Raw genomic sequence first — 25976 nt, 5'->3', positions numbered from 1 at the left:
ATTTTTTTGAAACTTGATTTGTGAACTAAATATACCTAGCACTAGGTATTGTTTTATTAATTTTAGAAGTATAATTTTGGTAATAACTTAAAACCGAACCTATCATGAAGAAAACTACTTTTTTAATTTTTACATTATTAACTATTTCTTTGTTTGGGCAGGTAAAACTCACTTCTTCTTTAAGTGAATATGAAGATGGAGGCATTTGGAAAAAAAGCTATCAAAAAGTTTATGGTTATAACAACGGATACCTTTCAAACCAAACGTATCAAAATTGGAATGAATCTAATGCAGCTTGGACTAATGTAGATGATATTTCATATACCTATAATTCCAATAATGAGCTAACTAAATCCATAGAAAGAGAATGGAACGTGAATACAAGTTCTTATGTAAATGGAATAAAATCTGAGTACACCTACAATACTAATGGAAACGTTAGTGAGTTTATGGATTATAAATGGACAAATAATCAATGGCTTGTAGCGGCTAAGTTTCAGATAAATTACAATACTAACAATAAGATTTCTGATGGAATTGGTTATAAATGGAATGGTACTGCTTTTGTTTTAGAAGATAGAACGATTCTTTCTTACAATGGAAATAATACAATTGCTCATTATGTTTATGAGGAATGGGACGGTGCTAATTGGCAAAAATCAGACAAGACTACTTTTTCATATACTGCGAGCAATAAAGTTTCTTTAGAGCTTTCTAAAATATGGGATGGTACAATGTACGTTGATGATGATAAATCTGAATATGTGTATGACGGGAATGGGAATGTTATAAACGAGAAAAATTCTTATATAGATAATGGTGTTTGGGTTGTTGGAGGCAATGAAACTGTAACTTATGACACTTCTAAATTAATGTCTTCCTTTATTCATCCTTTTGCAGATAGTACCGGTTTAGATTATTTGTTTACTGGAAATCCTTATATAAATAAAATATTAACTTCTAGTTATTCTAATACCGATAGAACTACTTATTATTATGGCAACGCAACTGCAAGTGTAAATGATTTTGCTTTAGCAGACTTTGCTGTGTATCCTAATCCGACAAAGGGTGTTTTAAGAATTGATGACAGTAATTTTACTTTAATAAATATTGAGGTTTTTAATATTATTGGTAAAAAAGTGTTCACTTCAAGTACAAATGAACTCCATTTAAATAAACTAGTGAATGGAGTTTACATGCTTAAAATTCGAGATGAGAATGGAAATTTTGCTATTAGAAAAGTATTGAAAAATTAAGTTCCCCAGTTTTAAAAGTATTTCTAAGCGTCTTACTTAGAAATGCTTTTTTATTTTAATAGTTGATACGCTTGTTTTGCAATCTCAATTTCTTCATTTGTTGGTATTACTAATATTTTTACTTTGGAAATTGAAGATTGAATTTCTCTAGTTTTTTTCGACCTTATTTCATTTTTATTGCTGTTGAGGTCAATTCCTAGAAAGTCTAAATTTTCGCAAACCATTTTTCTTGTTAGAATTGAATTTTCTCCAATTCCGGCAGTAAAAACAATTGCATCTAAACCATTTAAAATAGCAGCGTAAGAACCAATAAATTTTTTAATTCTATGGCTTGCTAATTTCAAGGCATTTATACATTTTTCATCACCACTAACCGCATTTTCTTCAATTTCTCTTAAATCAGAAAAACCAGTTAAACCTAACATCCCAGATTCTTTCTGTAATAAATTATTTACTTCATCTGCAGATTTATTCAGTTTTTTCATTAAAAAGAAAATAACAGATTGGTCAATGTCTCCAGCTCTAGTGCCCATAATCAAACCATTTGTTGGCGAAAACCCCATAGAGGTTTCTATGCACTTTCCGTCTTTAATCGCAGCCATACTGCAACCATTTCCTAAATGTATGGTAATAATTTTTGATGATTTTTTATCTAAATAAGCAATCGCTTTTTCAGAAACATATTTATGACTAGTACCATGAAAGCCATAAGCTCTAATTTTATGGTCTTCTAAGTATGAATTAGGTATTGCATATTGATAGGCTTCTTTGGGCATTGTTTGATGAAATGCCGTGTCGAAAATTGCAATTTGCTTTGCAGTTGTAAAAATGGTTTCTGCAATTTCTATTCCTGTTAAGTTTGCAGGATTATGCAAAGGTGCTAAATCAAACAAATTCCGAATACTATCTTTAACTACTTTGTTTACAAAAACGGTTTTGCTAAATTTACTTCCGCCATGAACAACGCGGTGACCAACTGCTTTAATTTCAGCTACAGAATTAATGACACCTATTTTTTTATCTAATAATATTTTTGCAACTTTCTGTAGACCAGCCTCATGATTTAAAATAGGTGCTGTTTCAGAATGTTTTTCACCCTCTTTTTCATGTGTAAAAATGGCATCTTCCATACCAATTCTCTCCACCAAACCCACACATTTTACAGTTTCACTTGGCATCTCAATTACTTGATATTTTAAAGAAGAAGAACCTGCGTTTAGAACTAAAATATTCATAATTATTTTTGATTTGCTTGAATTATGGTTAACAAAATGGTGTTGAAAATATCATCTACTGTACAACCTCTACTTAAATCGTTCACAGGTTTGTTTAAGCCTTGTAACATTGGACCAATTGCCAAAGCGCCAGTTTCACGCTGAATTGCTTTATACGTATTGTTACCTGTATTTAAATCGGGGAAAATTAATACCGAAGCTTGACCAGCAACTTGAGAATTTGGCATTTTAGTTTTAGCAACAGACATGTCTACAGCGGCATCATATTGTATAGGACCTTCAATTTTTAAATCGGGTTTTTTAGCTTTTGCCAGTTCAGTAGCTTTTCTAACTTTTTCTACTTCCTCTCCCTTTCCAGAACTTCCAGAAGAATAAGACAACATGGCAACTTTTGCTTCAATACCAAAAGCTTCGGCAGAAGCAGCAGAAGAAATGGCAATTTCAGAAAGTTGTTCTGCATTCGGGTTTGGGTTTACGGCACAATCTCCCATTACAGAAACTCTGTCTGATAAACACATGAAAAATACCGAGGAAACTACAGAAACACCAGGTTTCGTTTTTATTAACTGCAATGCAGGTTTAATGGTGTGCATTGTAGTGTGAACTGCACCAGAAACCATACCGTCTGCCAAACCATTTAAGATCATTAAAGTACCATAGTAAGAAACATCTTTTGCTAAATCTGCAGCGGTTGTTTCAGTCATTCCTTTGTGTTTCCTTGCTTCAAATAATGTAGCTGCAAAATCTTTATTGTAAATTGAATCTTCCGGATTCAGAATATTTAAAGCATCTAAATCAATCTGTAAACCAATTTGATCGCATTTTAATTGTATGTTATTTCGATCACCTAACAACGTTAAATCTACGATGTTTAGCAATTGTAAACGCGCTGCTGCCTTAAGAATTCGTTCATCATCTCCTTCTGGTAACACAATATGTTTCTTTTGAATCCTTGCTTTTTGCAATAAACTATATTGAAACATGCTTGGTGTCAATCGATCTGAATGGTGTGATGTTAAAATATTTGTCAACCCTTCTGCATTCACATATTTATCAAAAGTGTCTAATGAAAGTAGTATTTTTTTATTATTGGATGCATATATTTTAGATTTTATAGCTCCAATTTTATTTGATATTCCGAATGTACCACCATCGGCTAAAATAATAGGAACGGTAGACTGTACACCTTCAATCAATTTTAAAATAGATTCTTCAGGAATTAATGTTCCTGTTAAAATAATACCTGCAATTTTAGGATAGTTCTTAGACGCATTTGCCTGTAAAGCACCTAAAATAATATCAGCTCTGTCTCCTGGTGTAATTACCAATGCATTTTCTTTAATTCTAGTTAAATAATTACGCAGTTGCATTGCACCAGTACTAAAGCTACCAATAGCATTGTCTAAAAATTGTTCTCCGAATAAAACCCTTCCGTCCAAAGCTTTTACCACTTCTTTTACGGTAGGAAATGCTAGAAAGTCTATTTTAGGAATAATATCTATTTGTAGTTTTTCTGGAAAACTTTTTGTGAGTTCTTCTCGAATATAATCAACCTCATTTTCTTCAATTTTATTGGCAACAATACCAATAACATCTACTTCTTTACTAATAAAAGAAGTATAAGAAAGTTGCATGGTATTGATAAAATCTTTCTTTTTCTTTCCGTTTCCAGAGCCCACAATTAATGCAGGAATGTTTAAGTTTTTAGCAATCATTAGATTTACATCTAACTCTGTAAAACCTCCTTCCCCAGAAAAATCCGTTCCTTCCACTAAAACATAATCGTAATTTGCCTCTAGCTTTTTGTATTTTTTAATAACGTTATAAATTACTTCGGCGGCTTTTCCTTCGCTTAAAAGTTCTACAACCTCACCTTGCTTGTACGCATAACAATCTTCATAATCGGTGTCTAGATTAAAGAAATTGATAGCCGTATTTGTATGTTCATCGTAATCGTTATCATCCGTTTCATTAATAATAGGTCTAAAATAACCTACTTTTGCAGACTTAGTTAACATCATTCTTAACAACCCTAATGATATTAAAGATTTACCACTATCAGATTCTACGGTGGTAACATATATAGCTTTACTCATGTTTTATTGTATTGATTTACAAAAATAAGACATAAAAAAATGACTAATTGTGATATTAGTCATTTATTATTTATAAAAAGATAAGTGTTGTTTATTATACTTGTAAAACGCCCATGTTAAATTGTTTTTCAATAGGAGCATGGTTTGCTGCTTCAATTCCCATAGAAATCCAAGTTCTGGTATCTAACGGATTAATAACTGCATCTGTCCATATTCTAGCAGCTGCATAATAAGGAGAAATCTGCTCATCATAACGCGATTTTATCTTATCGAATAATTCAGCTTCTTTTTCTGGCGTAATTTCTTCGCCACGTTTCTTTAGGGAAGCCGTTTCAATTTGCAATAAAACTTTAGCTGCAGAATTACCACTCATCACTGCCAATTCCGCAGAAGGCCACGCAACAATTAATCTTGGGTCATAGGCTTTACCGCACATTGCATAATTTCCTGCTCCGTAAGAGTTTCCTATAACAATTGTAAATTTAGGCACTACAGAATTACTAACGGCATTTACCATTTTTGCACCATCTTTTATAATTCCTCCATGTTCAGATTTAGAACCTACCATAAAGCCAGTAACATCTTGTAAGAAAACCAACGGTATTTTTTTCTGATTGCAATTCGCAATAAAACGAGTTGCTTTGTCTGCAGAATCATTATAGATAACACCACCAAACTGCATTTCACCTTTTTTAGTCTTTACTAGTTTTCTTTGATTCGCAACAATACCAACTGCCCAACCATCAATTCTAGCATATCCCGTAATAATGGTTTTTCCGTAGCCTTCTTTGTATTGTTCAAACTCAGAATTATCTACCAAACGCTTTATGATTTCTAGCATATCATACTGCGCATTTCTTTCTTTTGGCAGAATTCCGAAGATATCATCTTCATTTTCTTTTGGCGGAAAAGACTCGGTTTTACTAAAACCAGCTTTGTCATAATCGCCAATTTTATCAACAATAAATTTTATTTTATCCAATGCATCTTTATCATCTTTCGCTTTGTAATCGATTACACCAGAAATTTCACAGTGTGTAGTTGCACCGCCTAAAGTTTCATTGTCTATAGATTCGCCAATTGCAGCTTTAACCAAATAGCTTCCGGCAAGAAAAATACTTGCCGTTTTGTCTACAATTATTGCTTCATCACTCATAATTGGTAAGTAAGCACCACCCGCAACACAACTTCCCATAACCGCAGAAATTTGTGTAATTCCCATACTGCTCATTATTGCGTTGTTTCTAAAAATACGTCCGAAATGTTCTTTGTCTGGAAAAATTTCATCTTGCATTGGTAAATAAACACCCGCAGAATCTACTAGATAAATAATAGGTAATTTGTTTTCTATGGATATTTCTTGCGCTCTTAAATTCTTTTTCCCTGTAATAGGAAACCAAGCACCTGCTTTTACGGTAGCGTCATTGGCAACAACAATACATTGTTTGCCTTTAATATAGCCAATTTTTACAACGACCCCACCAGAAGGGCAGCCACCATGTTCTGCATACATGTTTTCACCAGCAAAAGCACCAATTTCTATAGATTTTGCTTTCGAATCGAGTAAGTAATCAATTCTTTCACGAGCAGTCATCTTGCCTTTTTCGTGATGTTTATCAATTCTTTTTTGACCGCCACCTAGTTTTACTTTAACAAAGCGTTTGCGTAAATCTGAAGCTAAAAGTTTATTATAATCTTCGTTTTTATTGAAGTTGATATCCATAGGAATGCATTTCTTAGTTTGTGCTAAATTAAGAAATATTGTTGTGATTCTGTTATGGTGGATTTTAGTATTTAGATTATAATTTAAATCGAATGGTTCAGTGTAAATTAATAAGTATTTAAAAAAATGAATGTTTTTGTAATAAATAAGTATTAAATGCTACATATAATTAAAGTAAATGTTCTTTTTTTTGAAAAAAATAACGAAATTGCTACACTTAAAAAAATTGTTCAACCTTAAAAACGAAATATATATGTCTGATGACTTTGACTTATTAGAAACAAATTCAACCAAAAAAACAGAAAAAGTAGATGTAAACTGGGGGAAAGCCATCGATACGATGAAATCTAAGCTATCACAAGAAGAAGATCCAGAAAAGCGTCAGAAAATATTAAACGCAACATTAGATGATGTTGTAGATATGGCGAAAGAAGATAGAACTTCTTTATTAGATGCGATTAAAGATTTAACAGATTATCAAGATGAAGTTGGTATTAAATTCGAAGGTTTTTCTGCTTTAAACTCAGACGAACAAAAAGTGATTGATGATGCCCAAAAAGCATTAGAAAGAGCAAGGATAGAATTAGAAGACGCACAAAATAAAGAAGATACTTGGTGGAATAACCTTTGGGGAAGAAAGGCTAAAATCAAAAAGGAAGAAATAGAATTTGCAGCTGCAGAAAAGACTAGAGCAGGAGCAGACAATAAAGCAAAAGCATTGTTTCAGCAACGTATAGAAAGTGCAGATATTCAAACTTTATTGGGTGAACTTTCTTTTAAATCTCAAGCAGCAGTAACACGTTTAAAAAATAGAGAAGTAGAGATTAAAGAAGTTGAAGAAAAATTAAAAACAGCCATTGTAGAAGCCTCTAAAAACCATACAAAAGCATTAGAAAAGAAGAAAGAGGTAGAAGATAAGTTAGAAGAACAGTATGCATTGTTAAAGCAAGCACGTCAAGAATTAGACGAAATTGTAGACAAACAATCTACAGCATATTCAGAAGCAATTGGTAAAGTAACCACCATTGAGCAAAAAGTAGAGGAGTTAGAAGGACTGAAAAATGCCTACACAACTTTGGCTGCAAGTAAAGATAGTTTTGTGCACAAGCATAATTTAACGATCAAAGTGTTGACTTCTTTACGTTCTAATTTACAAACGCACAGAGCAAAATTAAAGTCTGATACTGAAGAAAGATTGAAGTATTATGATGGTTATATAGTTGCCTTAAAAGCGAGGACAGATCAAGAATTTGCGGCGATTTTAGAACACTTAGGTGTAAAAACGGATGAGCATATTGGCGAAACTCTAGCGTCTATGCATTCTGCAAGTGCAAGAGCGCGTCAAGATATGATGAACAATATTCCTGTTCACGAAAAAGTAATGACTGGCGTTTACAGCACCTATGCAGAGGCTTTACATGAAATTAGAGAGAAGGATCAAGATATTCAAAAGAACTTTGCTGACCGTTACGGAATAGACATGAAAGAAATTTTCGAAGACTATTACAATTCAGATGCAACTGCAACAAAAGGTGATAATGAACCTTCAGAAGCTCCAAAAAAGGATTCTTCTAATGACGATTTGTTAGGTTAATATTATAAGGGCGTTTCCTTCTTTTGAGAAAAACAAAAGAAGGTCAGGCTTTTCGCTAAATCTTTTTTCTGAAAAAGAAAAAAGGATATCGCTTCAATCCTTAACGCGGGCTTGCTTATCAAAATTTCTTAATTATAAAAGCTAAAGATTATCAACTAAAATATGATTACAACACCTTTAGACTCTGCGCTTTTAGACTCAAAAGAACAATATGTTTTTTATCATAAAATGGTAGATTTTGTATTGAAAGAATTGATTGTAAGTGTACAACAAGAAAAATTATGTACACAACAAGAGTTGCTAATTTTTAAGCAATATTCAGACTTACTTTTATATTCTATAGAAGCCATGCGTATTAAATATATGTATGACGAGGAAGATAATATGAAAGTCGATTTAACAGATTCTGGTTTTCCTAATTATTTAGAATTCAGATTTTTGTATAATGATTTAGAATTACGGAATCAATATTTAGATAAATTAACAGATACAGAAACTTTAAAAGCAGCCTTTTTAGACACACTTTTACGTAAAAAACAACCCATTAGAAGATTAGATTTATTTAAAGCTACCTCAATTGTTTATTATACATCCGTAGAAAAAAAATACATTTTTAATAGATTTGTACAAGGTAAAATTTTAGAAGCGCCAAAAGACGCCAATTATCAATACTTAACAAGTTGGAGCTTTTACGACGTAAGTCACAACAGACCTTTTATTTGTTATATGTATTTTGATTATACAGGAAAAAATGCGTTGAATGACAGAGATAAAATTTATCAAGCTTTAAAAGAAAGTGCAGATAGAGAAATGTCTTTAGATACCATGGCGTATAATATCGATCGAAAATTGCCAGATATTCAACCCAAACATATCAAAAGAATAGATTTAGGTCCGTTTCATAATGTGTTTGCAAAAGACGAAAATGAAATAACCCATGCTATTTTAGGTGGAATTTCAAGAAAAGAAATTCCTTTAGAAAGCTATGCTTTATCGCTAAAAATAGATGAGGTATATGCTGGAGAAACATTTACAGAAGGTGGTTTCTTTTCAAAACAAACCATGCAAAAATGGAGTGATGTAATTCAGCAAAAATACGTTTTAGCACCGCACAGAATTATTCAATTATTGCACAATAGTGCGCCAGAGGTTTTACATACATTGGCAAATGCACCAATTGAGTTAGCGAGTTTAAAAATAGAAGTTAAATAAACTTTTGTAAGAATAAAGATACAACCTCACAGGTTTTAAAAATCTGTGAGGTTTGAAAAAAAAAAATAGAAAAAGAAAATAATAATAGCAGATTAAGAAAAGCAACATCATACTGCCTACTGAAGACTGCCAACTGAAGACTTAAAAATGCAACACAACTCAACTTTCCCTATAAAACAAAACGAATTAGACATGCTTCGCGATGAAGCTTCTGGTTACTTAAAAAGTATTCAATGGGAGCAAAGCAATCGAGCAAAGAATAAAGACAAAGATGCAAAAGACAGTTCTATTTTATTGTATTTGTCTAGAGCAAATAATGGAAGTAACGTAGAAATTACTTCAGTTTCTAAAACTGTTTTAGGTTTAAAAAAGCGATTGTTACCAAATTCTATTGCAATTCCGGTCTATTTGAATCAGACTTTGTATGCCGTTCAAGAAGGAATTACTTTAGGAATTTGGATAAAAGATAGTTATTATGATGCATCGGGCTTATCTTCTTTAAACGAACGTAAAGCTGCTTTAGACGCTAATGGGAAACGAGAATATGAAAGCAAAATGCAAACAGCAACTGCTTTTCAATTATTTGCGACTTCCTATAAAATTCTACACGATTTAAAACCACATGCTTCGGATGATTTATCTGTGATGAAGCAAAAATTTGCTGGTATTCCAGAAGTTTCTTTATTATCACCATTAAAAGGGATTGCGTGTTCTTTGTTTTATTTTGATAAGTATTTAGGGCATCCAGACATTGTAAAATCAGATAAAGATGTAATTGACTTTACAGTGGTGTTTTATGAAGCTTTAATTGATGAAATTCAGTTGAGAAAAAGCAGTTTAGAATATTTAGAAACTATAGAAGACAGAGCCTACAAATTAGAGAACTCAGATTTTGCAGTTTCGGGTTGGAGCAACGTTTTTTCTGGAACGGCAAAAAGTATTGAATTCAATAAAATTCAGTTTGAACAAATTGTAGGAAATAAAGACGCCAAACATTTTGCACGTAGATTAACAGAAAGAATGTTGAGTTACGATTTTGAAGCGAAGAAAAATCCGTTTCAAGAATTAGGCGGATTTATGCCTGTTTTTATGGGGTATGGAATTCCAGGAACAGGAAAAAGTATGCTAATTGCGGCAATTGCAACAAGATTGAAAGAACATGCAGATCATTTAGATATTCCGTTTTTATTTCATCCAATGCCAGACACGTTAATTTCTACTTTTCAAGGTGGATCTGCAGAAAAAATGGTGGAATGGATGAAGCCAATGCAAGACCCAACAAAATTAATTTTTGCACCCATTGATGATGCTGAAAACAATTTACAAGAAAGAACAGCACAAGGTGTTTCTGCAGGTGTAAAAGAGGTTATTGGTGTATTCTTACGATATACAGAAGGTGCGTATGCAGTAAATTATGGGAATTCTTCTATCGGGTTATTTACCAATTTACCAGAAATGTTAGACAAAGCGGTTATTTCTCGTGTACAAGGAAGATTTAAAATTGACGGAGCAAGAACAGCACATGACTTTTTAGACCAAGATTATATTTGGTGGAAGAAATTTGAGAAGACAATTCCAGATTTTGTTAATATGGAAAACCCTGCTAATTATCAGTTTTTAAAAGACCAAGGGTTGGCAAAAAATATGGGGGATATTTTAAACTCTGTCGCAAAACCATCCGAAGAAAGGGTTTTACAAGCGTATGACAAAGCAGAAAAACTACATAAAACAAATCATCATTTATTTTTTGCGAGTTTGTATCAAGAAATTCAACAAATATTTCCGTTTTTTTCATCAAGAGATGTACGGAACATTCAGTCTGCAATTTCCTTACGTTTAACAGATTTCGATTTAGAACAAGATTGGTTCGAAAATCCAGAAACGTATTTTAAACAAAATTACGATACGAAGTTTAACATGTTGCAAGAATTAATGAAAAGCAATATGAAAGGATTAGATTTTTCTGAAATTAGAAGACAAGAAGTGGTGCGTTATTTAGATAATGTTGCGACCATTGCAGATACAGATTTTAAGCGTAAAGTAGATGCGAGAGTGCATCATTTAAACATCGATTTAGAAGCTAGAAAAACATTTGATAATGAATAACAACCGAATAAAAGAGATTGAAAAGACGTTATTGTCTGATAATCATTACACGTTAAATAAATTCAAATTTAAGTATCAAATGTCTGATGGAAGTTGGGTTAGCCAGATGCGAGAAGTATACGAACGAGGTCATGGAGCAGGAATTTTGTTATACAATACCACCAAAAAAACGGTAGTTCTTATCAAGCAATTTAGATTGCCTACTTTACTACATGACAACAAAGACGGATTCTTAATAGAGATTCCTGCGGGATTGTTGGATGCAGACAATCCGGAACAATGTATAATAAGAGAAACCGAAGAAGAGGTTGGTATTCGTTTAAAATCTGTTAAAAAAGTGTATGAAGGTTATTCTTCTCCAGGAGTTTTAACAGAAAAGATGCACTTTTTTGTGGGCGAATATACAGACGATATGAAGGTAAGTGAAGGTGGAGGTTTAGCCAGTGAAACAGAAGATATTGAAGTTTTAGAAATTCCGTTTATAGAAGCTGTAAGAATGCTAAATGAAGGCGAAATAGTAGATACAAGAACCATTGTATTGTTACAATATGCACAAATTCATAAGTTGTTAGATTAGAAAAAAGAGTAATACAGAGATTCTCGGAGTACAATTTCTAAAACCCACTGTGTTTTCTCAGTGAAACTCAGTGTAATAATAAATAAATGCAAAAATTAATAAAAGCAAACCTATTTAGAAACGAACTAATTCCTGTAAATGGAAAATTGGTAGAACGTTATAATAAATGTTTACAAAAACTTGGTTTTACAAAAACGAAGTTAACCTCTTTTTCTATTGATGGTTTGGGGTGGAGTCCAGAAATTGCAGCAGAAAAAAACGAATCGTTTTATTTAAATAATGGAGAGGCAAACACACACGCAATCATAATTACGCCGTTACAAAAAGGAGCATCTGTTTACAATCCGTTTCACTCTTTCGACAAGGAATTAATGAAAGCTGTTTTTAAAAAACATGGTGATTCTATTAATGACATTACAAGAGATGCTGCTGTTTGTTTAGAATTCGATCAGAAAATTGACGTCTTTTATGAACCTCTAGATGTTTTAAAATACAAAGACATAGTTGTTAAATTTCATTTGATTAATGATTTAAACAAAGCCAAAGCTGCACAGTTAAAATTGATTGAAGAATTTAACAAAGATCAAAATTTTATAGATGAAAGCATTCATCAAAAAATATTAGCTTCTGCTAAGAAATACGGAGATTTAAGGAAACGAAATCTTCATTTAGAAGAAATTAGTTTTATAACAAATTCATTTTATACAAAAGCTTTTGGAGGTGTTTTTGTATTGAGAGATTTTGTAAAGCCTATTTTAATTTTCGAAAACGAAGAAACTTATAAAGAAGCTATAAATGACACTATTCATGATGTGTTAATGTACCACGTTTCACATCAAGAGTTGATAGAAAAATTAATAAGTTATGATATTATTGAAGCGGATTTAGAAGAAGAAATCTCTAAAAAGAGGTATCATAGAATTCAGAAATATACCATGTCTTCTTATTTAAAAGAGACAACACATCCAATAAATGATATTTTACAAGATCCTATTTTATTTAAAAGTTATTTAAATAAAATTGATATGAATGCTCGCAAAAAAGTGATGGGTTTAGAATTGTTTTTAGATAAAAAACAGCTTTCTAAAACATTGAAAGCAAAAGATATTTTAGACGAAACATTGTTTGTTGCTTTGCACAAACCACATTCGTCTTTAAAGCCAAATCACCAAGATTTAATCTGGTATTTGTTGGTAAATATTGCACCTAAAGATATTTTGTTTTTGTATTGGTATGACAAAGAACAGTTTTATGAGGTTTTTAAAAAGTTAGAAGATTCTACACAAGATTGGGTAATTGAAACAATTTGTAACAATTTTTAGAAAAAATAGACTAATTTTATAAGCATCTTAAACTCATAAAAGTATGACACTAGAACTCATCATATTCATCGCATCAATTTTATTCGGAGTAGTTTTGTATTGGAGGGAGTCTAGAACGAATAAGGTTTATTCTTTTTTTAATAAATTAATGAACTCTAAAGAATTGCAAATGAAAGCTACCGATAAGAAAGGTTTTGTATACGAACAGAACTTTCTTTTAAGATTGGTCTTCATCATTTCTTTTTTCTTACTAGTTATTTTAGTTACACGTTTTTTAATTCCAATTGATGTAGCAACAATTTCACTTTTTGCTTCTATGATTTTCGGAACTTTAATAGGAACATATCTAGCAGGATTTATTTTTAAATCAACCAAGATTATAGACGAACAGTCAGATTCTTTAGAAGATAAGTTTAAGGATGTTTTAGAAAAAGGAAGAGATCTTGTTGAAGATTTTAAAAATGAAGAACCCATTGCGATTGAAAAAGCACAAAAAGAAATAGAAAAATCTAAAGTCGAAGGAAAAAGTGCCAGAGAACGCTTAAAAGAGAAAGGATTATTATAATGAAAAATAGCATTAGACATTATGTTTTAATAGCAGGAATTATCTTTATGATAATTCAGTTTTTTATTTCTGATTATGATGATTTTTTTGGATGGAAGAATTTGATGCCTTTTATTTCTCAAATTTGCATAATTATAGCAATGCTTGGCAGTATCATATATGTTAATAAACACGGAGAAAACTGAATTTTATGTTAAAAAATTACTGGAGTAAAGGATCAAAACAAAAGAAAAGAGTTATTATTTTTAGCGTTATAATTTTAGCACTACTATTCTTTTTAAGAGACGATTATCAACCTGCATTATTATTTGTAAGGAAATTTATTTTCATCATTTTACTATGTTTTACAATCTTATTTTTTGGATTGAGAAAATTCAGGAAATCAGCGAGTACAGTAAGTAGCATAGGAACATTATTTTTATTAGGTATCTTCTTCGGTGCCATGTATTATATCGGTTATCATTCTAAAATGTATAATTACATGCAGACTTACAATGTATTTAATGATTTAAATCGCATTGAAATTGTAGAGCTTCCATTAACACAAAACGAAAGAATTCAACCTTTAAGAAACATCTTTTCAATGGCAAATGAATCTGTGGGCGAAACCAAAGACGTTTCTCTACCACATTTAGTTCGAGTTGATGGAAACAATCAATGGACAATGGCAATTCAGCCAACAGAAAAATACGTTTGGCAAGGAATAAAAGACAATACAGAAGAAGTTTTTTCTGTATCGAGCACCACACCTTTTCCGCGTTTTTCATCAGAAAATAGAATTCCGGTTACATTTTCTATTGGCGAATCTTTAAAATTCAGTAGAAATACATGCAATGCTGTTGTACAACGTTTAAATCCTTGGATGCTGTTTAATTACGAACCAAGTGACACCTATTACATGAAAAATGATCAAGGTGCTTGGGTTGAGGTCGTAAGTTTAATCAAATGGAAAGGTTTCTTTTTTCCGTATCCTACTTTTGGCGGTGTCATGGTTATAGAAAATGGCAAACACAGTTTTAAAGATTATTTAGAAAGAATTACTATTGGAATGGGAACGTATATTTCTCCCAAAGAAATGAAAAATTACGCCTATTTAACAAAACAAAATACCTTATCAGAAAAAGTTTCTCGCTTGCAAGCAGAAAGTTTAAAATTCTTAGCAGGTTTTTCCGATCCTTTACCTTGGAATATGGAAAGTGCCGTTAAAATTCCAGCAGCACCAAAAGATCAGAATGCACAACCTTATGTAACGGATTTCGATTTTTCAGATACAAAAACAGAAGCTTTTAGTGGTTTGTATCATTGGTTTGGTTTAGAACCTGTAGGAAACGAAAGAACGAGTTTGAGTTTTAGTGTTTTTATTCCGGCAGATGGTACCAATAAATTATATTTTTACAACCACGCAGCAAAAAAAGAAGGATATGCAGGCGTTTCTGCAATGCCTTTAAAAGTGAAAGAATCTAAGAAAGAATACGATTGGAGTTCAAATACACCCGTAGAATTTAGACCGTATATTAAAAATATTGCAGGTAGAAAACGCATGTTTTTTCTAGGAACTGTTTCTACCATTAGTGACGACAATCCAGCACAATTCGACGGTTCTGCAACGCCAGATTTAGCCTTGGTAGATAGCGAGTATAGAGATGTTGTTTGGATCAATGCTAAAAAGCCAAGTACTTGGAATGAGGAACTTTATAAGCAATTAAACGAAGCTTGGAGAACAAGTGAAGGAACAAATATTTACTTTGAAAAAGAGCAAACAGTACTTGAGAAAAATCAGTCGATTTTAGATTCTATAAAGATGATCTCTAAGCAAGATAAAAGCATCAAAGAAATTCAACGTCTTCAAAAACAAATAGATTCTATTAAAATTAACCAGTAGTTTTTGTAGCTATTTCCTGCTTTCCATTATATCTTTTTGCCGAAAAAGCAAAAAGGATGTCATTTCAATCAGGGCTATACTTGTTTGCTAGCTGTACGAATCATTACGGCGAAATTTACCTTTATAACAATTAAATTGAAAGTACAAGGTTCCTTGGATTTATTTCCCTTGGTAATTAAAGTTTTGTTTTGTAACTTTGTAGTTCCTTAAAATTTATTTTCATGGCAAATTCTAAAGTAGTATTAAGTAGTAAAAATTATTTAGCAGAAGCAAAAATGAGAAATCATTTTGCGGTAATAGATGAACCTGTAGATGATGGTGGCGATGACAATGGACCAACACCTGTGGAGTATTTATTAACAGCTATTGGTAGTTGTGTATCTATTACCTTGAGAATGTATGCAGAAAGAAAAGATTGGGATGTAGGTAAAATAACGGTAAACGTTTCTCAAATAAAAGATGAAAACGGTACGCATTTAACCGAAGAAATCTCTTTTGAGAAAGACGTTTCAGAAGATCAAAAAAAGCGATTGTTAGTTATTGCAGGTAAATGCCCAGTTGCCAAAATGGTAAAAGGAGAAACCGAAATAGCAACGAGTATTCAGTAAAATAGTTTACAATCGTTTCGAAAAAAGTAATTTATAAGATCTAGTGATTGCGTTTTTTAACAGAGAATAGAGAATAATGAGATCTAATTTAAAATAACAGCATAAATATGAAAAAAGTATTAGCATTTGCAGGAAGCACAAGTTCTACATCAATCAATAAAAAGTTAGCAACTTTTGCTGCAGAAAACTTAGAGAACACATCTTATGACGTGATAGATTTAAGAGATTTCGAAATGCCAATATATAGTGAAGATGAAGAGCAAAATGGTTTCCCAAAAGGGGCAAAAAAGTTTTCTTCATTATTAGATACTTATGACGGATTTATACTTTCTCTTGCAGAACATAATGGTTCTTATGCTGCAGCTTTCAAAAACATCTATGATTGGAGCTCTAGAATTGAAGCAAAAGTTTTTAGAGAGAAACCCTTACTATTAATGGCAACTTCACCAGGTGCAAGAGGCGGACAATCTGTTTTAGAAGCAGGTGTTTCTAAGTTTCCAATGATGGGCGTTAAAGAGCTATTTACTTTTTCGTTACCTAGTTTTTCTGATAATTTTAAAGACGGAGAAATTAGAGACAAGGAGTTGAAAAATCAACTTTTAACTGAAGTTCATAATTTTGAAAATTCTGTAAATAAATAAAAGATGAAGATAGTTTTATACGGTAAACAAGGTCACGCATACACGGTGGCATTTAAGAATTTTTTAAATTCAACAGATGTTCCGTACATCTACAAAGACGTTTCTAAAGATGCGGAAGCAAGAGAACACAGTAAAGAATTGTATAACGGCGCTGTAAAATTTCCTACTTTATTTGTTGATGATGCAGTCTATTTAACCCCAACAACAGAAGAGTTTAATAAAATAATGCAAGATTTAAGATTAAGAGCATAGTTTTTTATTGTCAAGACAAGACATAAGAGTAAAGAGTTAAAAACGAAGTTTTCTATGTGTTCATTCTTAAATTTTTAGAAACAAAACTTAAGAATAAAAACATAAGACTTATGACCAAATAAAGAAGAGTAAATGTTCTTTTTCTATGCGCATTTTTTAATTTTCGAATACTGAATACTGAATACTGAATACTGAATACTGAATACTGAATACTGAATACTGAATACTGAATACTGAATACTGAATACTGAATACTGAATACTGAATACTGAATACTGAATACTGAATACTGAAAATGGGAGATATTTCTAAAGACATACAATCTAAGTTTGTTAGTGATAAGCTGAAGGCACTTATCAATATTAAATACACTGCAAATTGGTTAAGTAGTAGGGAAAATGAGTTTTTTAAACCGTACGGAATTTCGCCACAGCAATACAATATTTTAAGAATATTACGCGGTGCAAAAGACAGAATGAAGGTGCAGATTGTTAAAGATAGAATGATAGAAAGAGCTCCAAATGCTACCCGTTTAATGGATAAATTATGTGATAAAAGTTTTATTGAAAGAGAACGATGTGAACAAGATAGAAGAGTAGTATATGTTAAAATAACCAAGACAGGTTTAGAATTATTAACCAACATAGATGAGCATAACAAGCTCTCTTTTTTAGAAAATATTACAGAAAAAGAGGCTGTTCTTTTAAGTGATCTTTTAGATAAAATTAGGTAGAAAAAATTTGTTTAAATATTTTCCTTGGAAAATAAAAAGTAATGTAAAAACAATATGTCAGTTTGAGTGATTTCGCCTTTTTGGTGAAATAGTATCGAGCACAAATTAAAAGACAAATCATGAAAAAACTGAAATCAATTCAACATAAAGTTACAAGTCCGTTAGTTAATATGGGCGCAATAAAATTGCGTCAACCATTACCAACAGAAGGAATCGAGAATGTAGATCCGTTTTTGTTATTACATCATTATGGACCTTATGCCATTTCAGAATTTAACAATCCGTTTGATTTAGGACCACATCCGCACAGAGGCTTCGAGCCAATAACGTTGCTTTTTAAAGGTGAGCAATTGCACCGAGATTCACTAGGTAACGAAATGATTGTAAAAGCTGGAGGAGTGCAATGGACAACCGCTGGTCGAGGAATTATTCACGCAGAAGCGCCAACGAAAGCGTTTGTGAAAAAAGGTGGTGATTTAGAAGGAATTCAGTTGTGGTTAAATCTTCCTGCAAAAGATAAAATGTTGACGCCCAATTATCAACATTTAGAAGAAAACCAAATTCCTAAGTTATTTTCCAAAGATAAAGAGGTACAATTAAATATTATTGCCGGAACGCAACAAAATGAATCTGGCTTGATAAAAACGCAAACAGAAGTAAATGTATTTACAGCCAATGCAGCAGCAGCAGGAAGGCTAGATATTAACATTCCAGAAAATCATCAATCCTTAATTTATTTATTAGATGGAGAGGTTTTAGTAAACGATTTAGAAGTATTAAAGAAAGGAGAAAATCAAATGGTTACATTCAATCAAGACGGAAATACCATTCAGTTTGAAGCTAAAGAAGCAAGCACATTATTAATTTTATCAGGAGAACCCATCAAAGAAAAAGTGACCCAATACGGCCCTTATGTGATGAATACGCAAACAGAAATTTTAGAAGCAATGCGCGATTATAACCAAGGAAAAATGGGGCATTTATATTAATATTTGGGCGTTCCCCGAAAAGGGTCGCGCTTTCGGCAGTCGCTATTTTCTGAAAAAGAAAATGAGCTTCAACAAATGCCTCAATCGCTAACGCAAAAGAAAAATCAAAATGAAAAAAATAATTCACAAATCAGCAACAAGAGGAACAGCAAATCATGGATGGTTAACATCTCATCATACCTTTAGTTTTGCAAATTACCAGAATTCAGAAAGAATGAATTTTGGAATGTTACGTGTTTTAAACGATGATGTGGTGCAGCCCAAAATGGGGTTTGGTACACATCCTCATAAAAATATGGAAATCATTTCCATTCCAATTTCCGGGGCATTATCTCACAAAGACAATATGGATAATAAACGCTCAATAGAAGTAGGAGAAGTACAGGTAATGAGTGCAGGAACAGGTGTAACGCATTCAGAATTTAACGACAGTAAAACAGACGCTGTTAATTTTTTACAACTTTGGATTCTTCCAGAAATAGAAAATGTAACACCTTATTACAATCAAAAAATGTTTGATGAGGTAGAAAGGAAAAATAAATTTCAAGTTTTAGTGTCACCAAAAGACAAACAAATAGCAGGTTCTTTGCCAATCAATCAGCAAGGGTATTTATCGATGATCGATTTAGATGAAGGTTTAGAAACCGAATATGAATTGAAAAACGGCGCCTATTTTTTCTTAATCGATGGCGAAGTTTCTATAGAAAATGAGCTACTAGAAAGTAGAGATGCTATAGGAATTTCAGAAGTGAAAAAAGTTACTGTCAAAGCAAATAAAGCAAGTAAACTATTGGTTATTGATGTTCCAATGAACTTTTAAAAGCAAATAAAAACCCTATTCCAAAATAAAGGAATAGGGTCTTATTTTATAAAAAATGGGATCTTTTAAGAACCAATAACAATAGATTTTATATTTACAAATTCTTTGATTCCGAAACCACCATGTTCTCTTCCAAAACCAGAATCTTTTACACCACCAAAAGGCATTGTAGGATCTGCAATTCCAAAGGTATTTATAAATACCATTCCCGTATCGAAATGATCTTGAGCTAATTTTTTAGCTTTTTCAATATCCTTAGAAAAAATTCCGCCACCTAAACCAAATTTACTATCATTGGCAATTCTCATCGCACCTTTCTCATCTTTTGCTTTTATAAGAGATGCAACCGGTCCGAATAATTCATCATCATATGCAGGTTGCCCGGGTTTTACATTCGCTAAAACGGTCACAGGATAATAATATCCCTTTCCATCTGGCATTTTTCCACCACATAAAATTTCAGCACCATTTTTCACACTTTCTATCACTTGTTCATGCAACGTTTCTCTTAAATCTTTTCTTGCAATTGGTCCTATATCAGAAGCATCTTTCAATGGATCACCGACTTTTACTGCTTCCATCGCTTTTACAAAACCTTCTTTAAAAGCATCATACACTTTATCTACAACCACAAATCTTTTTGCAGCAATACAAGTTTCACCATTATTATAGATTCTACCTTTTACGCATTCTTTAATTGCATTTTCTATATCTGCATCTTCCAACACAATGTACGCATCATTACTACCTAGCTCTAAAACTACTTTTTTAAGTTCTGCAGTTGCTTTTTTTCCAATATTTCTTCCAGCATCCGAGCTTCCTGTTAACGTTACACCTCTAACGTTTTTATTTTTGATGATGGTATCCGATTGGTCATGAGAAATAATTAATGCTTTAAATAAACCTTTTGGTAAACCAGCAGCCACAAATATTTTTTCTAACAATTGCCCTGTTCCGGTTACGTTTGAAGCATGTTTTAGTAAAACTCCGTTTCCAGCCATTAAGTTTACAATTGCATATCGCATCACTTGATAAGAAGGATAATTCCATGGCTGAATTCCGTATACAATACCAATAGGAGAATAAGCAACAATCCCTTTGTTTCCATTGCTTAAAGTGCGTTCTTCATTCTGCAAATTTTTCGCACCATTTTTAGCTGTATAGTTGCAAATTCCGATACATAAGTCTACTTCTTGCTCGCTTTGACTTAGAAGTTTTCCCATTTCTTGAGTCATCAATTCTGCCAATTCGGCTTTATTTTCTTCTAATTTTTCTCCAATTGAGACCAAAATTTTGGCACGTTCTTTAAAAGAAGTTAGCTTCCAGTCTAGAAAAGCTTCCTGACAATTGTCTATGTTTTTTTCTAATTCCTTATCAGATAAATAAGTAAACTTGTTTATTTTTTGTTCTGTTGCTGGGTTAGTTGTAATTATATGCTCTGTGCTCATGATGAGTTTTGTTTAAATTATTATGTATTTTTGATTGAGTGAAAATGAGTTTTTGTAGTGTTTTTTTGCTTGCTATTTAGCATTCACTTTTATAAATTATTCAGCTTCAAACAAATCTAAAAAGAAAATAAATTACCTGTTAGTTCATTCGCTTTTGTATTTAGCTCTTTTACTTTTTAAGTTCAATAAATAAACATATCTTGCAAAGTATTATGCATGCATAGTAAATTTAATTCCAACATTATGAAATACAAGCACATTTTTGAACCATTAGATTTAGGATTCACAACTTTAAAAAATAGAATTCTTATGGGTTCTATGCATACAGGTTTAGAGGAGGAAAAAAACGGATTAGAAAGAATAGCAGCGTATTATGCAGAAAGGGCAAAAGGAGGTGTAGGGTTAATAGTAACAGGGGGAATTGCACCAAATATACAAGGCTGGACAGCTCCTTTTGCTGCAAGAATGTCTACGAAGAAGCATGCAAAACAGCATCAACAGATAACAGCAGCAGTGCATAAAGAAGGAGGTAAAATTTGTATGCAAATCTTACACGCTGGACGCTATGGATATCATCCTTTTAATGTGGCACCCTCTAAAATTAAATCGCCAATAACACCTTTTAAACCATTTAAGTTAGCAGAATCTGGCATTAAAAGAACCATTAGAGATTTTGTTAATTCTGCAAAATTAGCAAAAATTGCAGGATATGATGGTGTCGAAATTATGGGGTCAGAAGGCTATTTAATCAATCAATTTATTGTAAAAAAAACTAACAAAAGAACAGATGCTTGGGGGGGAGATTATGAAAATAGAATACGTCTTCCAATTGAATTGGTGCAACAAACTCGAGAAGCTGTTGGCAAAGAATTTATTATAATTTACAGACTTTCTATGTTAGACTTGGTAGAAAATGGAAGTTCTTGGGAAGAAGTTGTTCAGTTAGGAAAAGAAATTGAAAAAGCCGGAGCAACCATTATAAATACGGGTATTGGTTGGCATGAAGCAAGAATTCCTACAATTTCTACCTCCGTTCCTAGAGCAGCATTTACGTGGGTTACTAAAAAAATGAAAGAAGAATTGTCTATTCCTTTGATAACTTCTAACAGAATAAATATGCCAGAAACGGCTGAAAAAATATTGTCAGAAGGAGATGCAGATATAGTTTCTATGGCACGTCCTTTTTTGGCAGATCCAGAATGGGTAAATAAAGCAGCGCAAGAAAAAGCAGATGAAATAAATACGTGTATTGGTTGTAATCAAGCATGTTTAGATCATGTTTTTCAACAAAAAGTAGCAAGTTGTTTGGTAAACCCTAGAGCTTGTCATGAAACAGAATTGGTTTACAATGAAACAGAAAATAAAAAGAAAATTGCCGTAATTGGTTCTGGACCTGCAGGTTTAGCAGCTGCTACAATTGCAGCACAAAGAGGTCATATGGTTACCTTATTCGATGCTGATAAAGAAGTTGGAGGGCAATTTAATATGGCAAAACAAATTCCGGGGAAAGAAGAGTTTTATGAAACGTTGCGTTATTTTAACAAACAAATTGAAATACATAATGTAACCGTAAAATTGAATACAAGAGTTTCTTCGGAAGATTTATTGAAATCTGATTTTGATGAAATTATCATTGCAACAGGAATTAAACCAAGAGTCTTAAAAATTGAAGGAATTGATAACCCAAAAGTATTGAGTTATATAGATGTTTTAAAATTTAAAAAACCAGTAGGGAAACGTGTTGCAGTAATTGGCGCAGGAGGAATTGGTTTTGATGTTTCAGAATATTTAACGCATGAAGGTGAATCTACTGCATTAAATATAGATGCTTGGTTAAAAGAATGGGGAATTGATAAAACGCTAGAAGCAAGGGCAGGAACAGAAGATGTGAAACCAGAATTTCATCTATCTCCAAGAGAGGTCTTTATGTTTAAGAGAAGCAAAGGGAAGTTTGGTGGAAATTTAGGGAAAACGACAGGTTGGATTCATAGATCAACATTAAAGAAAAAGAAAGTCCAGTTTATTGGGGAAGTTTCTTATACAAAGATAGATGATGAAGGCTTGCATTATGTTCAGCATGAAGAAACTAAAATTTTAAAAGTAGATAACATTGTTATTTGTGCAGGTCAAACACCCTTTAAAGAATTGTATCAACCTTTATTAGATGCGGGTAGAAATGTACATATTATCGGAGGTGCAGATTTTGCAAGTGAATTGGATGCAAAAAGAGCCATAAATCAGGGAAGTAGATTGGCTGCTAAATTGTAAATCTTTTTATACTTTTGTTTTTCAAATTTAAAAGATGAAAAAAGTATTAATTCTATGCGTATTATTTACAAGTTACTTTGCTTCTGGGCAAGAAGCACCCGAGTTTCCGAAGTATAATGCTAAAAATCAAGCAAATATTTTTTATTACAACTTTACTGAAGTACCAGAGGAGATAAAAGTAAAAAAAGCGACTACAAAAAGTAAAACCTATAATACGCTTAGGCTTTATAATGATAAAATAAAAAAAATCTCTTTTTTAAACACACCAAAACTTCAAGAGTTAGAGCTTACCATTAATTCATTAGGCAAACAGTTGTATACCAATAGAGATCTTGCAGAGAAAGTTAGAAAAAAAGTAGAAACAATCATTTTACCAATTAGAGATAGTATCGAGGTTCATGAGAAGGTTTTAAATGACAATTTAAAAAGTTTTTTATCTAAGAAACAATTTAAAAAGTGGTTAAAATATCAAAAAGCTCAAAAAAGGAAGCTAGTTCCAGAGTTACCTAGAAATAACAATGCACCGCAACAAAATATGAGTGGTAGAAGAAATAGACAAGGTATGGGAGGTAGAAGGTATTAATACATCTCTACTTTCTTTAGTTTTATAGATCTTATAAAATTATACTTTTATCCTTTTTTCAGAAACAAAATAAAATGCCGATATTTGCCGTTAAACTAATTACTAATTATGGGAATGAATAAAAATACTGTGCTTGCTTGGGCAACACTTATAATGATACTTGTAGGCTTAGGTTTAATTGCATTAGGAGCTTTTAGATACAATGAAGTTGCAGGATGGGGTTTTGCAGCCGTTGGTGTTGGTTTCTTTGCAATTGCATGGGTTTTTAATGCATTAAAAGGAAGAGTCTAAAAAGTCTACAGTTTTTAGTAGTAATTTTCAAATTAAATTTTAAATAAAATATATAATGAGCGACGATAAGAAAGTAATCTTTTCGATGAATAAGTTGTCTAAAACTTATCAATCAACAGGGAAACAAGTTTTAAAAGATATTTATTTAAGCTTCTTCTATGGAGCAAAAATTGGAATTCTAGGTTTAAACGGTTCAGGGAAATCAACTTTATTAAAAATTATTGCAGGTGTAGAAAAGAATTATCAAGGTGATGTTAATTTTTCACCAGGTTACAAAGTTGGTTATTTAGAGCAAGAGCCACAATTAGATCCAGAAAAAACAGTTTTAGAAATTGTAAAAGAAGGTGTTGCAGAAACGGTTGCAATTTTAGATGAGTACAATAAAATTAACGACATGTTTGGCTTGGAAGAAGTGTATTCTGATGCTGATAAGATGGAAAAACTAATGGCACAACAAGCGGAGTTGCAAGACAAAATTGATGCAGCAAATGCTTGGGAATTAGATACCAAATTAGAAATAGCAATGGATGCTTTAAGAACGCCAGATTCTGATAAGAAAATTGGCGTACTTTCTGGAGGAGAGAAACGTAGAGTTGCACTTTGTAGATTGTTATTACAAGAACCAGAAATTTTATTGTTAGATGAGCCTACGAATCACTTAGATGCAGAATCTGTGCACTGGTTAGAGCATCATTTAGCGCAATACAAAGGAACCGTAATTGCAGTAACGCATGATAGATATTTCTTAGATAATGTTGCTGGTTGGATTCTTGAATTAGACAGAGGTGAAGGCATTCCTTGGAAAGGAAACTACTCTTCTTGGTTAGATCAAAAATCTAGTAGAATGGCACAAGAAAGCAAAACAGCTTCGAAACGTCAGAAAACATTAGAAAGAGAATTAGATTGGGTGCGTCAAGGAGCAAAAGGGCGTCAAACAAAGCAAAAAGCGCGTTTGAAGAACTATGACAAATTGATGAGTCAAGATCAAAAACAGGTTGATGAAAAACTGGAGATTTATATTCCGAATGGACCACGTTTAGGAACAAATGTTATTGAAGCAACGGGTGTTTCTAAAGCCTATGGAGATAAATTATTATATGATAATTTAGAATTTAATTTACCGCAAGCAGGAATTGTAGGGATTATTGGACCCAATGGAGCTGGTAAAACCACTATCTTTAAAATGATTATGGGTGAAGAAAAGCCTGACGCAGGAAGCTTTAAGGTTGGTGAAACAGCTAAAATTGCTTATGTAGATCAAGCACATTCAGACATTGACCCAGAAAAAACAATTTGGGAAAACTTTTCTGATGGACAAGACTTAGTAATGATGGGAGGTAAGCAAGTGAATTCTCGAGCGTATTTAAGTCGTTTTAATTTCTCTGGAAGTGAGCAAAATAAGAAAGTAAATACACTTTCTGGTGGAGAGCGCAACAGGTTGCATTTAGCAATGACTTTGAAAGAAGAAGGAAACGTTTTACTATTAGATGAGCCAACAAATGACTTGGATGTAAATACGCTAAGAGCTTTAGAAGAAGGTTTAGAAAACTTTGCAGGTTGTGCAGTGGTAATTAGTCACGATAGATGGTTTTTAGATAGAGTTTGTACACACATTTTAGCTTTTGAAGGGAATAGTGAAGTGTATTTCTTTGAAGGCGGTTTTTCTGAATATGAAGAAAATAAAAAGAGTCGTTTAGGTGGAGATTTAATGCCAAAACGAATTAAATATAGAAAGTTAATTAGATAATATTTCGAAATAATATTTCACCAAAAAG

At 32.3% G+C, this 25976-nt stretch carries 22 protein-coding genes; 18 read left to right on the top strand and 4 right to left on the bottom strand.

The features are described from left to right. Positions 1-104 precede the first annotated feature (104 nt). Complete coding sequence (locus ES045_RS13475; RefSeq protein WP_147116817.1) at positions 105-1256, top strand: T9SS type A sorting domain-containing protein; 1152 nt, start codon at positions 105-107, stop codon at positions 1254-1256. Positions 1257-1306: 50 nt separating this feature from the next. Here ES045_RS13475 and ES045_RS13470 read toward each other — a convergent pair whose 3' ends face one another. The 3 genes from ES045_RS13470 to ES045_RS13460 all read right to left on the bottom strand — a co-directional run bounded on the left by ES045_RS13470 (position 1307) and on the right by ES045_RS13460 (position 6310). After that, positions 1307-2491, bottom strand: a complete 1185-nt coding sequence (locus ES045_RS13470) for an acetate/propionate family kinase (protein ID WP_147116816.1) — start codon at positions 2489-2491, stop codon at positions 1307-1309. A 2-nt stretch (positions 2492-2493) separates the two neighbouring features. Then, positions 2494-4587, bottom strand: coding sequence for a phosphate acetyltransferase (gene pta, locus ES045_RS13465; RefSeq protein ID WP_147116815.1), 2094 nt, complete (start codon positions 4585-4587; stop codon positions 2494-2496). A gap of 94 nt (positions 4588-4681) precedes the next feature. Beyond that, positions 4682-6310, bottom strand: coding sequence for an acyl-CoA carboxylase subunit beta (locus tag ES045_RS13460; protein WP_147116814.1), 1629 nt, complete (start codon positions 6308-6310; stop codon positions 4682-4684). A 253-nt stretch (positions 6311-6563) separates the two neighbouring features. Between ES045_RS13460 and ES045_RS13455 the strand changes: the two genes are divergently transcribed. The 13 genes from ES045_RS13455 to ES045_RS13395 all read left to right on the top strand — a co-directional run bounded on the left by ES045_RS13455 (position 6564) and on the right by ES045_RS13395 (position 19611). Next, positions 6564-7904, top strand: coding sequence for a microtubule-binding protein (locus tag ES045_RS13455; RefSeq protein ID WP_147116813.1), 1341 nt, complete (start codon positions 6564-6566; stop codon positions 7902-7904). 162 nt (positions 7905-8066) lie between these two features. After that, the gene (locus ES045_RS13450; protein ID WP_147116812.1) at positions 8067-9116 is read left to right on the top strand and encodes a hypothetical protein; all 1050 of its coding nucleotides are present in this window, start codon (positions 8067-8069) and stop codon (positions 9114-9116) included. Positions 9117-9263: 147 nt separating this feature from the next. After that, complete coding sequence (locus ES045_RS13445; RefSeq protein ID WP_147116811.1) at positions 9264-11222, top strand: AAA family ATPase; 1959 nt, start codon at positions 9264-9266, stop codon at positions 11220-11222. Beyond that, positions 11215-11799 (top strand): NUDIX domain-containing protein, encoded by a 585-nt coding sequence (locus tag ES045_RS13440; protein ID WP_147116810.1) that lies wholly within the window; start codon positions 11215-11217, stop codon positions 11797-11799. The genes ES045_RS13445 and ES045_RS13440 overlap by 8 nt, the downstream gene beginning before the upstream one ends. A gap of 86 nt (positions 11800-11885) precedes the next feature. Beyond that, complete coding sequence (locus ES045_RS13435) at positions 11886-13121, top strand: DUF6638 family protein (RefSeq protein ID WP_147116809.1); 1236 nt, start codon at positions 11886-11888, stop codon at positions 13119-13121. 43 nt (positions 13122-13164) lie between these two features. After that, positions 13165-13686, top strand: a complete 522-nt coding sequence (locus ES045_RS13430; protein ID WP_147116808.1) for a hypothetical protein — start codon at positions 13165-13167, stop codon at positions 13684-13686. A gap of 190 nt (positions 13687-13876) precedes the next feature. Beyond that, positions 13877-15568 carry a YibE/F family protein gene (locus ES045_RS13425; RefSeq protein ID WP_147116807.1) on the top strand — a complete coding sequence of 564 codons (1692 nt, stop codon included), beginning with the start codon at positions 13877-13879 and terminating at the stop codon, positions 15566-15568. A gap of 221 nt (positions 15569-15789) precedes the next feature. After that, positions 15790-16176: an OsmC family protein gene (locus tag ES045_RS13420; protein ID WP_147116806.1), complete on the top strand. Its 387-nt coding sequence runs from the start codon at positions 15790-15792 to the stop codon at positions 16174-16176. Positions 16177-16283: 107 nt separating this feature from the next. After that, entirely contained in the window at positions 16284-16817 is a 534-nt protein-coding gene (locus ES045_RS13415) for an NADPH-dependent FMN reductase (RefSeq protein WP_147116805.1), read from the top strand. Positions 16818-16820: 3 nt separating this feature from the next. Next, complete coding sequence (locus tag ES045_RS13410; RefSeq protein ID WP_147116804.1) at positions 16821-17069, top strand: glutaredoxin family protein; 249 nt, start codon at positions 16821-16823, stop codon at positions 17067-17069. Between the two features lie 295 nt (positions 17070-17364). Then, entirely contained in the window at positions 17365-17802 is a 438-nt protein-coding gene (locus ES045_RS13405; protein ID WP_147116803.1) for a MarR family winged helix-turn-helix transcriptional regulator, read from the top strand. A 119-nt stretch (positions 17803-17921) separates the two neighbouring features. Then, the gene (locus ES045_RS13400) at positions 17922-18791 is read left to right on the top strand and encodes a pirin family protein (RefSeq protein WP_147116802.1); all 870 of its coding nucleotides are present in this window, start codon (positions 17922-17924) and stop codon (positions 18789-18791) included. A 109-nt stretch (positions 18792-18900) separates the two neighbouring features. Beyond that, positions 18901-19611: a pirin family protein gene (locus ES045_RS13395; protein ID WP_147116801.1), complete on the top strand. Its 711-nt coding sequence runs from the start codon at positions 18901-18903 to the stop codon at positions 19609-19611. Between the two features lie 65 nt (positions 19612-19676). Here the strand turns inward: ES045_RS13395 and ES045_RS13390 are convergent, their stop codons facing one another. Beyond that, the gene (locus ES045_RS13390; protein WP_147116800.1) at positions 19677-21059 is read right to left on the bottom strand and encodes an NAD-dependent succinate-semialdehyde dehydrogenase; all 1383 of its coding nucleotides are present in this window, start codon (positions 21057-21059) and stop codon (positions 19677-19679) included. A 243-nt stretch (positions 21060-21302) separates the two neighbouring features. On the opposite strand from ES045_RS13390, the gene ES045_RS13385 reads away from it, so the two are divergent. The 4 genes from ES045_RS13385 (at position 21303) to ettA (ending at position 25948) form a co-directional block, all read left to right on the top strand. Then, complete coding sequence (locus ES045_RS13385; protein ID WP_147116799.1) at positions 21303-23327, top strand: NADPH-dependent 2,4-dienoyl-CoA reductase; 2025 nt, start codon at positions 21303-21305, stop codon at positions 23325-23327. Between the two features lie 34 nt (positions 23328-23361). Beyond that, on the top strand, positions 23362-23910 hold the full coding sequence (locus tag ES045_RS13380) for a hypothetical protein (RefSeq protein ID WP_147116798.1): 549 nt from the start codon (positions 23362-23364) through the stop codon (positions 23908-23910). Positions 23911-24024: 114 nt separating this feature from the next. Continuing rightward, a complete protein-coding gene (locus ES045_RS13375) occupies positions 24025-24201 on the top strand; it encodes a CAL67264 family membrane protein (RefSeq protein ID WP_223267264.1) in 177 nt (58 codons plus the stop codon). Positions 24202-24256: 55 nt separating this feature from the next. After that, positions 24257-25948 (top strand): energy-dependent translational throttle protein EttA, encoded by a 1692-nt coding sequence (gene ettA / locus ES045_RS13370; protein ID WP_147116797.1) that lies wholly within the window; start codon positions 24257-24259, stop codon positions 25946-25948. The last annotated feature ends 28 nt before the right edge of the window (positions 25949-25976 follow it).

This window comes from Polaribacter sp. IC073 (assembly GCF_007997075.1).
Lineage (GTDB): Bacteria > Bacteroidota > Bacteroidia > Flavobacteriales > Flavobacteriaceae > Polaribacter.
Note: the sequence above shows the minus strand (reverse complement) of the source record. Positions and strands in the feature narration are given on the sequence as shown.

Coding starts and splice junctions, on each gene's coding strand:
- ES045_RS13475 (WP_147116817.1), top strand. CDS start 105: ATGAAGAAAACTACTTTTTTAATTTTTACATTATTAACTATTTCTTTG.
- ES045_RS13470 (WP_147116816.1), bottom strand. CDS start 2,491: ATGAATATTTTAGTTCTAAACGCAGGTTCTTCTTCTTTAAAATATCAA.
- pta (WP_147116815.1), bottom strand. CDS start 4,587: ATGAGTAAAGCTATATATGTTACCACCGTAGAATCTGATAGTGGTAAA.
- ES045_RS13460 (WP_147116814.1), bottom strand. CDS start 6,310: ATGGATATCAACTTCAATAAAAACGAAGATTATAATAAACTTTTAGCT.
- ES045_RS13455 (WP_147116813.1), top strand. CDS start 6,564: ATGTCTGATGACTTTGACTTATTAGAAACAAATTCAACCAAAAAAACA.
- ES045_RS13450 (WP_147116812.1), top strand. CDS start 8,067: ATGATTACAACACCTTTAGACTCTGCGCTTTTAGACTCAAAAGAACAA.
- ES045_RS13445 (WP_147116811.1), top strand. CDS start 9,264: ATGCAACACAACTCAACTTTCCCTATAAAACAAAACGAATTAGACATG.
- ES045_RS13440 (WP_147116810.1), top strand. CDS start 11,215: ATGAATAACAACCGAATAAAAGAGATTGAAAAGACGTTATTGTCTGAT.
- ES045_RS13435 (WP_147116809.1), top strand. CDS start 11,886: ATGCAAAAATTAATAAAAGCAAACCTATTTAGAAACGAACTAATTCCT.
- ES045_RS13430 (WP_147116808.1), top strand. CDS start 13,165: ATGACACTAGAACTCATCATATTCATCGCATCAATTTTATTCGGAGTA.
- ES045_RS13425 (WP_147116807.1), top strand. CDS start 13,877: ATGTTAAAAAATTACTGGAGTAAAGGATCAAAACAAAAGAAAAGAGTT.
- ES045_RS13420 (WP_147116806.1), top strand. CDS start 15,790: ATGGCAAATTCTAAAGTAGTATTAAGTAGTAAAAATTATTTAGCAGAA.
- ES045_RS13415 (WP_147116805.1), top strand. CDS start 16,284: ATGAAAAAAGTATTAGCATTTGCAGGAAGCACAAGTTCTACATCAATC.
- ES045_RS13410 (WP_147116804.1), top strand. CDS start 16,821: ATGAAGATAGTTTTATACGGTAAACAAGGTCACGCATACACGGTGGCA.
- ES045_RS13405 (WP_147116803.1), top strand. CDS start 17,365: ATGGGAGATATTTCTAAAGACATACAATCTAAGTTTGTTAGTGATAAG.
- ES045_RS13400 (WP_147116802.1), top strand. CDS start 17,922: ATGAAAAAACTGAAATCAATTCAACATAAAGTTACAAGTCCGTTAGTT.
- ES045_RS13395 (WP_147116801.1), top strand. CDS start 18,901: ATGAAAAAAATAATTCACAAATCAGCAACAAGAGGAACAGCAAATCAT.
- ES045_RS13390 (WP_147116800.1), bottom strand. CDS start 21,059: ATGAGCACAGAGCATATAATTACAACTAACCCAGCAACAGAACAAAAA.
- ES045_RS13385 (WP_147116799.1), top strand. CDS start 21,303: ATGAAATACAAGCACATTTTTGAACCATTAGATTTAGGATTCACAACT.
- ES045_RS13380 (WP_147116798.1), top strand. CDS start 23,362: ATGAAAAAAGTATTAATTCTATGCGTATTATTTACAAGTTACTTTGCT.
- ES045_RS13375 (WP_223267264.1), top strand. CDS start 24,025: ATGAATAAAAATACTGTGCTTGCTTGGGCAACACTTATAATGATACTT.
- ettA (WP_147116797.1), top strand. CDS start 24,257: ATGAGCGACGATAAGAAAGTAATCTTTTCGATGAATAAGTTGTCTAAA.